This window comes from Muricauda brasiliensis, from assembly GCF_003057865.1.
Taxonomy (GTDB): Bacteria; Bacteroidota; Bacteroidia; order Flavobacteriales; family Flavobacteriaceae; genus Flagellimonas; species Flagellimonas chongwuensis.
Genome location: NZ_QBTW01000003.1, coordinates 121,356 through 134,353 on the forward strand (window position 1 = coordinate 121,356; position 12,998 = coordinate 134,353).

The window sequence follows — 12,998 nt, forward strand, 5'->3', positions numbered from 1 at the left end:
GTATTGGGTTTGGTCGGTTTTACTAAAGTATAAATATCGACAATATTGTGATGTTGTCAAAAGGAGAAGTGATTCATCTATATAAATGGATAAGAACTATATTTAGACAAAACTTAATCATTTTGAAGAACAATAAAATCAGAAACATGCAGCGGGAGTTGCTTTCGGACAATTGGTATACTTTGGAGAAAATCACCTTCGAATATTTACGGGACGATGGGGTTTGGGAAAAACAAACCCGTGAAGCCTACGATAGGGGCAATGGAGCTGCCATTCTTCTGTATAATATTGAAAAGGGCAAGGTGGTGCTTACCAAGCAGTTTCGGATGCCCACCTACGTGAACGGGAATGAGGATGGAATGATGATCGAGGCCTGCGCGGGACTTTTGGAAAAGGGAAACGCCGAACAGACCATAAAAATGGAGGTAGAGGAGGAGACCGGTTATAAAATTGATAAGGTGAAGAAAGTATTTGAAGCGTATATGTCTCCAGGCTCCGTTACCGAAATCCTTTATTTTTTTATTGGTGCTTATGAAGATGGTATGAAAATCAGTGATGGCGGCGGTGCCGAGGACGAAACAGAGAATATCGAGGTTTTGGAAATTGATTTTAAGGAAGCCATTGGAATGATGGAGTCCGGCGAAATCAAGGATGCCAAAACAATCATGCTGCTACAATATGCTCAAATCCAAGGTATTTTCGATCAGTAGTTTTCATATAGACTTTTTAAAGTTTCGTACATGGTTTTCCTGATTTCTTTGGAGGGTAACCTAAAATGATTGTTCATAAAACTGAAAATGAGCAATTTGCCCGATTTCGTCTTTACATAACCGCTCAAATTATAATTGTTCCCCACCGAACCGGATTTAGCAAATAGAAAAGGTTCCGTGGTTGGGTCTTCCCAGTGCTCCACCGTATTATTTGGTCCCCACATGGGAAATAGCGCAAAGAGGCGCTCTTCCGGAATTTGGTTGTATAGTTTTTGAAGTATCTGAACAAACGACCTTGGTGTAAATAAATTATAGCGTGATAGTCCGGAACCATCCACCCAGCGTGGGCGATGCTCCAAATCTTTCAGTTGATTATCCAGTATATAATCTATGGCCCTTTTGGTGCTCAAGGTATCGGAAATCATCCCCGAAGCGGTAAGTAACAATTGCTCCGCCAAAAAGTTATCGCTCTTCAATAGCATCCGTTTGTATATGGAATCCGTCTCCATGCCATACAACATTTGTTTTTCTCCCTTGGGGAAATGTTGGGTCAAGAAAACCTCTTTTTCTGTGGCTATTTCCAATAATTGCTTCGTTAAACTATCACTGGTCATATAAGGGACTTCCAAAGTGTCCTGCTCCATTGGGGCAATAAAGAATTGGTTTTTGAACTCGATTCTTTTTATGGTTGTGTCCTTCACTACAGTTTGATTTTCAAAATAGTCAGGGGAAACCTCCAAATCAGCGTTGTTTGAAATCGTAGTAACATTACCGTAAAGGGGCATCGCGGATTTTTCGGGCGAAAAATAGGTGTCATAATCTTCCCAGGCCCAACCAGGTCCGTACCGTTGCTCATCATGGTTTTTGGTGTAAAGAGCAATAGTTCTTTGGTTTTTCAGCCAATTAATAGCAGTACTGTCCATAAAATAGGGGTGAAGCAAAGATGGGTCGCCGGTTCCTTCTACAAATACAGTGTCATTGGCAACCAAATATTTTAGGGTCGGGATATGTTTGGGAAGCAAATTAAGACCCGTGTAAAAAGTCACAATCTTAGTATTACTGGCCGGGGTAAAGTATTTATCGCCATTCAAATTATAGATTTCTTTACTACTATTTGCATCGATGACAACCAAGCCATGGAAGGAATTTTGAAGTTTGTCGTTCCCTATTTTTGAATTAAGTGTTTTTTTGACTGAACTGCAACTGGTCAATAAGGTGGCAATGGTGAAATATCTGAAAATCAGTATTTTGATTTGATTTTTATATGTTTTGAGCATATGATTTTTAGATGGAATTTAACAACAAGATATTCAATTTTTAACTGCAAGTTAGCTTTTTAAACCTCCTTTTTTAGTAATTTAGAACACAACCTTTTTACCCAATTTAATCAAATTGATATGCCTAGAGCTATGTTAGATTACACCAAAACAATCCTTCAAAAGGTGAGTTTTGATGCTAAACTCTTCACTAGGGAGCTTCAGAAAGCTATTTCTAGATTGTTGCCCAGTGAAGTAGAGGAATTGAAAATCTGGTTGCAATTTTATATTGTGGACAAACCAGAATTACATTCAACACTATTATTATTAAAAACTTAAACACTACCAAGGGCCGCTGAAAAGCGGCTCTTTTAATTTTTGGACAACGGACTGATGATTTTCACGTCCTGAAAAGCAATTGCTCCGCGAACAATACTGGAGATAACTTCTCTTAATGCGTCCGTTATCTGTATTTTTAGTTCGCTTTTATGGTATATCATGCTTATTTCCCGGGCAGGGGAAGGAGTTTGGAAAGATTTAAGGTTTGCAGCTTTGTCTTTATCAAGGTGTAGAGTGTTCAAGTAGGGCAATAAGGTCATTCCCATACCTTCGTCCGCTAAGCTAACCAAAGTTTCAAAGCTTCCGCTCTCTATTTTAAAATGTTCCCCACGCAGGTTTTTGGAGGCTTTGCATAGGTTGATGACCCCTTCACGGAAACAATGCCCATCTTGTAATAAAAGTACGTCGTTTACATCCAAATCACTCGTGGTGAGCTCACTTTCGGTTGCCAAACGGTGATTCTTGGGTACATATCCTACAAAGGGTTCATAATAAAGAGGGCGCTCTTTTATAAATTCAATTTCCAAGGGAGTTGCCGCTATCCCGGCATCCAAATGCCCATCCATAATATTTTTGATCATGGTTTGGGTAGATTGTTCCTTTATAATGAGGTTTACTTTTGGATATTTCCTAATGAACGAATTCAAAAACATTGGGAGTAATGTTGGCATTACCGTGGGTATAATTCCCAAGGTATAGTCCCCACCAATATAGCCCTTGTCTTGATCTACAATGTCTTTAATGCGCTCTGCCTCAGCAACAATGTTTTTAGCTTGGGCAACTATTTTTTTACCAACTTCTGTGATGGTTATAGGTTTTTTGCTTCTATCAAAAATGAGAACATCGAGTTCGTCCTCCAATTTTTGAACCTGCATACTCAATGTAGGTTGGGTTACAAAACTCTTTTCCGCGGCCAGGGTAAAGTTCTTGTGTTCAGCAACGGCCAGCACATATTGAAGTTGGGTAATGGTCATTCAATTATAAGTTTAGAGGATAAAAGTATGAAAAACCATCAGGTTAATCTATAGAAAAAGCGTAATCCTGTACCATTACTATACGCAAATAAAAAGCCTGCGCAATGGCAGGCTTTCTTTTGATTGATGATGTTTTTAGAGTTAGAATCGAATGGTAAACGCCATATCTTCCTCGCCAACGGTAAACTTGGCACTATTGAAGCTAGGTGGTCCCATGGTCATATCATTACCGGACATGCCATAGCTTTCTTTGGGCATTCCATTGGTTTGATAATCCATTCGGTTGTTGTCATTGGCATCGTGTAGGGCCAAAATGGCGTAGTTGCCCGGTGCTACGTTGGCAAATGTTAGAATGACTTTCCCCTCTTTAATCTCACTTTGTAAATTTTGTACTCCGGGTCCTTTCATAAAAGTGTCTTCGGTGTGTAGCCCCGCGAGTACCTTGCCTTCGTTGTTAGTGATATTATCGATAGTGATGGTAATGTCCACGCCGGTTTTTTCTTGTGCCAGGCCAACGATGCTTACTAAAAATAGACTTAATGCTAGTGTTACAGTTTTCATAATGGTTGTTTTTGATGTTTTGTATACTCCAAAGTTTCAAAAGAAGTGACTCTTAAAAAATTTCAACCTACCGAAATGTCGATTTTTTGGAGTGAACTGCAATCGATAATCAGGAAATCAATTCGGAGGTAAAAATCTACAATTGGGCACTTCATTTTGGTTTAAAAACCTGAGTGAAAGCAATTTTGGGGCATCAATCTAAACAAAAAGTCATGAAAATCTTTATCAAACTTGTTACCCTATTACTTTGTGCCGGCGCTGTTTTTGGCCAGCAAACCATCTCAGGAAAAATTACCGATACAAAGAACAATCCTATTGAAGGGGCCAACATCTATCTGGAGGGCACCTATGATGGAGCTTCCTCGGACAAGGACGGGAATTTTAGTTTTGAGACCACGGAGGAGGGTACTCAAACACTCATTGTTTCCATGTTGTCTTTTGAACCTCATTATGAGGCCGGTGATGTGTCCTATTTTCAAAATCTGCACATAAAATTGATGGAATCCGTTAACTCATTAACGGGAGTTACCTTGACCGCCGGTACATTTGAAGCCGGTAACAATTCCAAGGCATCCGTATTGAAACCACTCGATATTGTGACCACTGCGGGCGCTACTGGTGATTTTGTGGCCGCGTTACAGACCCTCCCGGGAACTACCACGGTTAATGAAGATGGTAGATTGTTTGTAAGGGGAGGCACAGCGGGCGAAACACAGGTCTTTATAGATGGACTTCGGGTTTTTCAACCATTCAATGCCACAGCGAACAATATGCCAACACGAGGTAGATTCTCCCCTTTCTTGTTCAAAGGTATTTCTTTCAGTACCGGAGGATATTCTGCTGAGTACGGTCAGGCCCTTTCTAGTGTATTATTGCTAAATACTACGGACGTTCCCTTGCAAGAGCAAACGGAAATCTCCATAATGAGCGTTGGTGGTGGCCTCGGGCATACCAAGATTTGGGGCGACCAATCGTTGAGTATCAATACATCCTATATGAACCTTGCGCCATACGAAGCCTTGATTCCTTCCACCCAAGGTGTTCGTTGGAAAAGCCCTTATGAATCTATTTCGGGTGAAGCCGTCTTTAGGAGCAAAGGCGAAAAAAGTATGTTCAAACTGTACACAGGTTTTAACCATTCCAATTTGGATATTGAACAAGAGGACATCAATTTTGATGATTTTGTACGCTTTGGTCTGAAAAACAACAACCTGTATGTTAACTCATCCTATAAATACTATTTTGGGAATGACTGGAGCCTTATATCGGGAGCTTCCATTGCATGGGACACTAACGATATTGGCATTAATGAGGCCAATGTGGACAGTAAGGAAACATCTTCACACCTTAAGGTAAAGGCTCATAAAAACTTTAGCAATCGATACGATTTGAGCTTTGGGGCCGAATATTTCCACACCAAATTCGATGAAACTTACGCAGATGTAAATATTGATGAATTTACCAATGGTTACACCGATGGACTTTGGGCAGGTTTTGCTGAATCCGATATCTATTTGAGCAATAAGTTTGCCATGAAACTGGGTGTTAGAGGCACGCACAGTAGCTTGTTGGATGAGTTTAAAGTGTCTCCAAGACTGTCACTGGCCTATAAAGCAGGCGAGAATGGGCAGTTTTCTTTGGCTTACGGCGATTTTTATCAAAGACCGCTTTCAGGTGTTCTCAAGTTTGATGGTAGCTTGTCCATGGAGAAAGCTTCCCATTATATTCTTAACTATCAATACATAAACAACGGAAAAACCTTTAGGACAGAGGTCTACCATAAGGCGTATGACCAATTGGTGAAATATGATTCCGAGATGCCACAGTTTAATTCCATATATAGCAATTTTGGGGATGGATATGCCCAAGGTATTGATATATTTTGGAGGGACAGTAAGAGTATTAAAAACTTGGACTACTGGTTTTCCTATTCTTATTTGGATACCGAGCGAGACTACCAAAATTTTCCTGAACGGGCCACTCCCAACTTTGCACCAAAGCACAATGCTTCGCTCGTAACCAAATATTGGGTGGACAAGTTGCGCTCGCAAGTGGGGTTGTCATATTCTTACGGTTCGGGAAGGCCTTATCACAATCCCAACAACCCTGGTTTTATGCAAGAGAAAACCAAATCGTACAATAACTTGAGCTTTAACTGGGCCTATCTTATCGACCAACAAAAAATCCTATACTTCTCCGTAAGCAATCTGTTGAGCCTAAATAACGTGAGCAATTATCAGTATGCCAACACTCCTGATGTGAGAGGAGTGTACAATAGAAGGGCCATAACCCCTCCGGCGGACAGCTTTTTCTTCGTAGGTTTCTTCTGGACGATAAGTACCGATGGTAAAAGTAATCAGCTGGATAATCTATAGGCTACTGCTGCATTTTGAGGTAATAGTCGACAGAATGTCGACCTGAGCCATATACAATAAAGAATAAGGAAGTTATCAAAACAATAATGGCCAACATTAGATAGTTAGTGTTCATTACCCCTATAAAGTTGGTGAGGATAGCACCGAACAAAATCGGCAACTGTGCAATGGCGGCCCATCTGGTGAGTAAACCAACGGTAATCAAGATACCGCCAACAAAATGTGCGGGAATTAGATAATGAAGAAAAATCATTCCTCCGGGAACATCTTGGAACGGTTTTGCCAACCGCTCCATTTCCTCATAATTGGACATAAACTCGATTCCTTTGACAAAAAAAACGACACCGAGTAAAACTCGGATTAAATCGAGTAAAAGATAGGTATGGGCATTGGCCCACTTGTTGAGCTTTTTTATGAGACCCATGTGGTTGAAGTTTGTGGATTGCTTACATAAGATACTCATTTTAAGTGGTATATTAATTTTTTCACATAAATATTGATAATGATATTTGAATTTTAAGTGAAATCAATTAAAAATATCAACCATGTCATTAAACGAACTTATATCTGAAAGCAGTCACTCAAAGAACTACTTACTCCAAAATCAATTCCATCTGAATATCGCTGCGGGCATATGGAGATGCGACCTTGGCCATTTCCACGAAGCCGAGTTTTTTGTACAGTGCAAGGGCTGGAACCAATTTTCTATTGCTTTCCAAAAATAATTTTTTGGCGCCCAATTGTTTTGCTTTCTCAATAATATGCTGGCCCAATAGTTTGCCTATTCCTTTGCCTTGTGCAGTAGGAGAGACACCCATCTTGGAAAGTTCAAAATCGTACCCGTCATAAATACAAGGTATCAAGGAACAAACCCCTACCGGTTGCTCATTCAATAAGGCAACTGCAATATATCCGCCTTTGTCCAAAATGTAGCTTTTCGGATTGTGTAGAGCAAGACGGTCCATTTCCTCAATTTGAAAATATTTGATAATCCATTCCTCATTCAGGTCTCTGAATGCATCCTTATAAGCTTCGGAATAGGGGACAATGGTAAAAGAGGCATCCATTTTGAGGTTATTTTTCGTTTTTGCCATTAAAAATAATTTGAATTTCAATAACATCCGTAAACTCAAAAGCACTTTTTATCGACAGAAACTGCTTATCTATCAATTCACTATGCTGTTCAACGAAAAAATTACCAGTTGGACGATAAAATATTTAGTTTTACATTAGATTAGTCATAAAATTCTTACAAGGTCCCAAATCTTGCGAATTACAAACTTAAAAACATATTGGCCTGTCCCAATCAGGCAACTTAACCTACAAATTCCAATCGGCTATGGAGATAAAACTACCCAAGTTTCCCCAAACTACATTCCCGTACCCATGTGAGCGTTATCTATTTGCGTTTCTGGTCATTATTTTTCTTGGTCTTCCATTGCAGGCCCAAGAGCAAAATGGTCCCAATGTAAGTTACGATGTACCGTTTCAAAATTTGTTGAAATTCAACCGATTTTTGATCAATCCCACTTTTTCATCCATTCGGGAGGACAAATCGTACATCAATTTTTTTCATCGAAGTCAAAGTGCAGATTTTACCAACAACCGTCAGAACTACTTTTTGAGTTATAGCGGCCGGCTGAACGATAGAATTGGCTTGGGCCTAAGCCTTTACAATCAGCGAGTTGGCATAATCTCCAATTTGGGCATAATGGCCAATTACTCCCATGGAATTCAGTTGGGGGAAGAGAGCAGCCTAACTTTTGGCGTGAATATTCCCTATTATGTGAGCAGTTATGACCCGAGTAGGGTTGTTGCCTTGGAAGAAGACCCTTTTTTGAACGAAGCTAGCGAAAGTTCCATTATCTCTTTTCAACCCGGGTTGAACCTTAGTTTGGGCAAGTTTGATTTTGGCGTTTTTGCCCAGAATTTGGTGGACTTTAATTTAAAATCCAGTGAATCGCTGACCCAGTTCAAACAAAAAACATTCTCTGGCCACATTCAGTATGTTCACCAATTGGAATATGGTAAGGGTATTTTTGAGGATGCGCGATTAATGCCCTTGGCAAGAGCTCGTTTTGAAGGCAGTGAAGATCCTGTTTTCGGCGGAGGGATTATTTTTGACCTTCCAAAACTGGGTTGGGTACAAGCTGGATATGATCAATTTTATGGTGCATCCGCAGGAACGGGGTTCAATTTAAACCAGCGGTTGTCCTTCGGCTATAATTTTGAGAAGAGCTTAGTGAATAGTATAGCCAATCTTGGTGTGACCCACGAAATTTCCATTGCATACTCTTTTGTGCCCAATCTTTCCAAAAATACATTCGTCTCCAATGATGAAGAAGATATAGAGAAAAAGAAAATTGAGAATACAGCTGTAGCGGCTGCAGGAGAGGAAACCAAAAAGACGGAACAAAGCAGTAAACTGCATGTTGAAACCACTTTGCGCCCCACCAATACGGAAGAAAGAGCCTATTGGGAGGAAAGAGTAGCCGAATTACAAGAAAAGCAAGAAGACAGTTATGCCGTAATAGACGACTTACTTTATAAAGTGGATTCCATGAAACAGAGTCGGGAACAAGACATGGAAAAGCGTTTTGAGATGGTCATGCGCTTGGTAAAACGGCACAATGGTGACGAGATTCCCGATATAAAGGAGAAAGCCCAAAAGCTGTATATGGCCGATAGCAAAGACTTGGACTCCTTGTACAACGCCATTGATGCTTCTACTGCTTCCGCTTTGGCAGTAAACACCCAGCCCGTGGTGTCCAAAAGTATTGAGAAGAAAAGCGAGGGAACCTTTAACGGCGGAGCGTTCAAGCCCATTGAAAAATACATCAATCTAGAAGGTGTAGGGCAAGGACATTACATTGTGGCAAATGTCTTTAAAAATGAGACCTACCTGAAAAACTTCATGGAAGAATTGAAGCGCAAAGGGATACAGGCACAATACTTTAAGAACCCGGATAATGGTCTCAACTACGTCTATTTGGCAAAGTACGACCAAAATGAATTGGCTTACCAGGCGTATCAATCAAAGATGAAAGGCAAGTACCAAGACGAGATTTGGATCATGCACGTGGAAAATTCAAGGTATTCCAACTGGGCCGACGCTATTTTTCAGGATATCGAATAATCAATCAATAATTTTTAGTCCTCCATTAATCCTGCAATGCCCTGGCTCCCCGAGTCAGGGCGTTCTTTTAGTTCAGATATTATTTTTTGATGATCATCGGAACGGGTCTGCGACAATTTATATGTTGCCTGAATATCCGAAACCTTTATCTGAAATCCTACCACACCTTTTATCTGTCGAAGGGTTTTCGAGGACATGTTTTTAAGCGAAATCGGTTTTTTAGAATCTTTCTCATATTTGTCGACCAATCGGTGCATCGATGCCATGGTTTCCTCTTCAGAAAGAATGTTTAAGGTTCCGTATACGTGAACTGCAATGTAGTTCCACGTAGGTACTTCTTCCTCCTTGTACCACGATGATGATACATACGCATGAGGTCCATTGAAAATGCAAAGCACTTCGGATTCATCCTTAAAATGTTTCCACTGTGGGTTGGCTTTGGCTATGTGTCCTACCAAAATATCGTTTCCTTGCCCATCGGTTTCCAGTTCCAAGGGAATGTGGGTTCCCCATGGTTTATTGTCCACGATATTAATCAAAATACCAAAACTGTTTTGCTTTAAAAAAGCTTTGATTTCTTCAATGTTATTATTGCTGTAATGGGGAGGGGTGTACATGGGCGTGCTTAAATTTTAAATGGAAAGCTAAAATATAAATTAAGTTGCGATGGACTACGGTTCATCCCCGAATGTTCACAGTTGGGTAAACCTTCTTTTAAAAAAAGCTCTCTTCAGAACACCTTTGTGGCATCAATAATCATAAAACAACAGTCATGAAAAAACTTATTTTGGCAATTTTACTTATCGGGTCAACATTTGTAAACGCTCAGGACCGCTATTCCAGCGGAATGGAAAAGGCTTTTGAGCTATGGCAAAACCAAAAAACTACGGAAGCATCAAATTTGTTCGAACGTATCGCAACGGCCGAACCGGATAAATGGTTGCCTTATTACTACGTATCACAGATCAATACAGTAATTTCTTTTGGGGAGAAGGATGAGGAAAAATTGAGCAAACAATTGGAAAAAGCCAAAGAGTTTTTGGATGTGGCCAAGGCTATTTCTCCGGACAATCCAGAAATTTTGATTCAGGAAGCCCTGATCAATACGGCATGGATCGCTTTTGATGGTGCCACGTATGGAATGACACTTTCCCCTAAAAACGTACAATTGTATCAAAAAGCATTGGAAATAGCGCCCGACAATCCAAGGGTAGTACTTTCCAAAGCGGAATGGGACATGGGGTCGGCCCGTTATTTTGGAAAGGACATTACTCCCTATTGCAAAGATGTGGAAAGGGCCTTGGAACTTTTTGCTACCTTTAAATCCGAAACTCCGTTTTACCCTGCCTGGGGGAAGGAAAGGGCGGAAGAGGTGTTGAAAAGTTGCGGTAAATAGAAAAACATGAAACTCTTTATAAAAGAACTTGTAAAAGCATTTTTAGTGGGGATAGCTATTTTTATAGTTTTTCTCATTATTTTCTTTATCAAGGGATGGGAACTTACGTATCAGCAACTGTGGGAGGAGTTTTGGGAGAATATGATTTTTTCCGTTATAATCTACATGTTCAATGCGGCCTCCTTTATCTTTTTAATGCGCAAGTACGATAAGGAGCTCTTTACCAAAAAGTATGTTGGTTATGGCATTCTAGGGAATATTATAGCTTCCATACTTGGAATCATTGTTTCCAGATTTGTATTAATGGTTCTGGTATATGATAAATCCATAAACCAGTTTTTTGCTGAGGAACGTTCTGAATTCTATGTAAGCTCCTTTATCATTTCTATGGCGGTGGCATTGATGTTCTATGCTGCCTACTACTACAAATACTACAAGGAAAAACAGGTAAAGGAGCAAAAGATAATTGCCGGGTCGGCATCGGCGCGTTTCGATGCATTGAAAAATCAGTTGGATCCCCACTTTCTGTTCAATAGCCTTAATGTGTTGACCAGTTTGATAGATGAGGACCCGCACCAGGCACAAAATTTCACCACATCGCTTTCCAAAGTATATCGATATGTGCTGGAGCAGAAAAACAAGGACCTGGTTACGGTTGATGAAGAGTTGAAGTTTGCCCGAACCTATGTTAGACTTCTTAAGATGCGTTTTGAAGACAGTATTATTTTCGATATCCCGGATAATTCCTCCCAGCCTGAAGCAAAAATAGTGCCCCTGTCATTACAGCTTTTGTTGGAAAACGCAGTAAAGCACAATGTGGTTACCTCTTCCCGGCCATTGCATATCAAAGTATTTGAACAGAATGGCATGTTGGTGGTAAGCAACAACCTCCAAGAAAAACAGGTGGTTAAAAAGAGCAGCGGGGTAGGGCTCCAAAACATAAAACAACGGTACAATATCCTCACGGAACGTGAAGTAATCATTGAGAAAACGGAAAGTGATTTCATGGTTTTTATACCCATGCTCACCCAAAAATATACGGTTCTAGAGACACAGGAGAGCTATCTTGAAGAGAAACGCTATGCCAACGCCAAGGAGCGGGTCAAGAATATTAAGGACTTCTACGGCAATCTTATGGCCTATTGTATCGTGATTCCCTTTTTATGGTGGCTCAATTTTCGTACTACTGAATTTTTATGGGCCTTTTTCCCTACGTTGGGTTGGGGATTTGGACTTACGGCTCACGGTATGGCGGCTTTTGGCTATAATCCATTATGGGGGAAACGTTGGGAGGAGCGCAAGATCAAGGAGTTAATGGAGAAGGACGATTTCTAGGAATTCATATTTCAGTTGTCAGATTTCAGAACTCTAATTTCCGTCTTCGAATTGTGTGGGTCAAATGAACTCAGCATATGGGTTGCAATCACGAAAATTTCACGAACTTCCCTCAACCCTCAACCCTCAACCCTCAACCCTCAACCCTCACGTAACCCCGTAACCTATAACCTGTAACCCCTGCAACTACAACTCATCCCATTAAAATTACAGTTCGGGAATTCACTTTTCTTTTTGCCCCAGGCTATTCTGATATTTGACCTGTAATCAATTAGTAAAACCGAACAGTCATGAAAAATGTAAACGAACACCGTTACACAAGAGCAAAAGAAAGAGTGGAGAGCCTTAAATCCTTTTATCATAGCTTAATTGCCTATTGCGTGGTAATTCCACTTTTGATCTACATCAATTATAGGACCACCGATATTCCTTGGGCCATTTTTCCCGCCGTTGGATGGGGATTTGGTTTGGTCAGTCTTTGGATGACCGCTTATGGACACAATCCCATTTTTGGTAAAGATTGGGAAGAACGTAAGATTCAGGAATTTATGAACGATAAAGAATTTTAAGAATGAGTATTTTTAGCTACAACATCACATCAAACAACAATACCATGGAAACTATAGATAAAGAAAACAAATATGTAAGGGCACGTGAGCGTGTTCAGGAGCTCAAAAAGTTTTATGGGAATGTAACTTCCTATGTGTTTGTAATAGCCGGATTGGCAATTCTAAATTACTATACTACGGGCTTTGGCTATATGTGGTTCTTGTGGGCCGCTTTTGGTTGGGGAATCGGAATTGTTTTTCATGCGATTAAAACATTTGACCTTAATCCCTTTTTTGGTAAGCAATGGGAAAAACGCAAGTTAGAAGAGTTTATGCGTGAAGATGAACAGAACAATAAATGGAAATAG

Annotated in this window: 14 protein-coding genes; 8 read left to right on the top strand and 6 right to left on the bottom strand. The window is 40.3% G+C overall.

The features are described 5' to 3' along the window. The first annotated feature begins 119 nt into the window (after window positions 1–119). Complete coding sequence (locus DCK90_RS02255; protein WP_394339693.1) at window positions 120–710, top strand: NUDIX domain-containing protein; 591 nt, start codon at window positions 120–122, stop codon at window positions 708–710. Here the strand turns inward: DCK90_RS02255 and DCK90_RS02260 are convergent. Then, window positions 704–1,987 carry a D-alanyl-D-alanine carboxypeptidase gene (locus DCK90_RS02260; RefSeq protein ID WP_108244556.1) on the bottom strand — a complete coding sequence of 428 codons (1,284 nt, stop codon included), beginning with the start codon at window positions 1,985–1,987 and terminating at the stop codon, window positions 704–706. The two genes, DCK90_RS02255 and DCK90_RS02260, sit on opposite strands and share 7 nt — an antisense overlap. Window positions 1,988–2,107: 120 nt before the next feature. Here DCK90_RS02260 and DCK90_RS02265 point away from each other — a divergent pair, with 120 nt between their 5' ends. Further along, window positions 2,108–2,305, top strand: a complete 198-nt coding sequence (locus DCK90_RS02265; protein WP_108244557.1) for a hypothetical protein — start codon at window positions 2,108–2,110, stop codon at window positions 2,303–2,305. Between the two features lie 32 nt (window positions 2,306–2,337). Here the strand turns inward: DCK90_RS02265 and DCK90_RS02270 are convergent, their stop codons facing one another. Next, entirely contained in the window at window positions 2,338–3,279 is a 942-nt protein-coding gene (locus DCK90_RS02270; RefSeq protein WP_108244558.1) for a LysR substrate-binding domain-containing protein, read from the bottom strand. Window positions 3,280–3,420: 141 nt separating this feature from the next. Then, window positions 3,421–3,840, bottom strand: coding sequence for a DUF2141 domain-containing protein (locus DCK90_RS02275; RefSeq protein WP_108244559.1), 420 nt, complete (start codon window positions 3,838–3,840; stop codon window positions 3,421–3,423). Between the two features lie 212 nt (window positions 3,841–4,052). Here DCK90_RS02275 and DCK90_RS02280 point away from each other — a divergent pair, with 212 nt between their 5' ends. Continuing rightward, window positions 4,053–6,215 (top strand): TonB-dependent receptor, encoded by a 2,163-nt coding sequence (locus DCK90_RS02280; RefSeq protein WP_108244560.1) that lies wholly within the window; start codon window positions 4,053–4,055, stop codon window positions 6,213–6,215. 1 nt (window position 6,216) lies between these two features. On the opposite strand, the gene DCK90_RS02285 is transcribed toward DCK90_RS02280, so the two are convergent. Together DCK90_RS02285 and DCK90_RS02290 are read right to left on the bottom strand one after the other, a co-directional pair. Beyond that, complete coding sequence (locus DCK90_RS02285) at window positions 6,217–6,639, bottom strand: DoxX family protein (RefSeq protein ID WP_108244718.1); 423 nt, start codon at window positions 6,637–6,639, stop codon at window positions 6,217–6,219. Window positions 6,640–6,808: 169 nt separating this feature from the next. Then, on the bottom strand, window positions 6,809–7,309 hold the full coding sequence (locus DCK90_RS02290; protein ID WP_234414574.1) for a GNAT family N-acetyltransferase: 501 nt from the start codon (window positions 7,307–7,309) through the stop codon (window positions 6,809–6,811). Between the two features lie 245 nt (window positions 7,310–7,554). On the opposite strand from DCK90_RS02290, the gene DCK90_RS02295 reads away from it, so the two are divergent. Further along, window positions 7,555–9,351 carry a PorP/SprF family type IX secretion system membrane protein gene (locus tag DCK90_RS02295; protein WP_108244561.1) on the top strand — a complete coding sequence of 599 codons (1,797 nt, stop codon included), beginning with the start codon at window positions 7,555–7,557 and terminating at the stop codon, window positions 9,349–9,351. A gap of 14 nt (window positions 9,352–9,365) precedes the next feature. Here DCK90_RS02295 and DCK90_RS02300 read toward each other — a convergent pair whose 3' ends face one another. Then, window positions 9,366–9,968: an FMN-binding negative transcriptional regulator gene (locus tag DCK90_RS02300; RefSeq protein ID WP_108244562.1), complete on the bottom strand. Its 603-nt coding sequence runs from the start codon at window positions 9,966–9,968 to the stop codon at window positions 9,366–9,368. Between the two features lie 155 nt (window positions 9,969–10,123). Here DCK90_RS02300 and DCK90_RS02305 point away from each other — a divergent pair, with 155 nt between their 5' ends. From DCK90_RS02305 to DCK90_RS02320, 4 genes are all read left to right on the top strand, one after another. Then, window positions 10,124–10,747, top strand: a complete 624-nt coding sequence (locus DCK90_RS02305) for a tetratricopeptide repeat protein (protein WP_108244563.1) — start codon at window positions 10,124–10,126, stop codon at window positions 10,745–10,747. A gap of 6 nt (window positions 10,748–10,753) precedes the next feature. Then, window positions 10,754–12,082 carry a 2TM domain-containing protein gene (locus DCK90_RS02310; protein WP_108244564.1) on the top strand — a complete coding sequence of 443 codons (1,329 nt, stop codon included), beginning with the start codon at window positions 10,754–10,756 and terminating at the stop codon, window positions 12,080–12,082. Window positions 12,083–12,372: 290 nt separating this feature from the next. Continuing rightward, window positions 12,373–12,651 (top strand): 2TM domain-containing protein, encoded by a 279-nt coding sequence (locus DCK90_RS02315; protein ID WP_108244565.1) that lies wholly within the window; start codon window positions 12,373–12,375, stop codon window positions 12,649–12,651. A gap of 44 nt (window positions 12,652–12,695) precedes the next feature. Next, complete coding sequence (locus DCK90_RS02320) at window positions 12,696–12,998, top strand: 2TM domain-containing protein (protein ID WP_234414576.1); 303 nt, start codon at window positions 12,696–12,698, stop codon at window positions 12,996–12,998.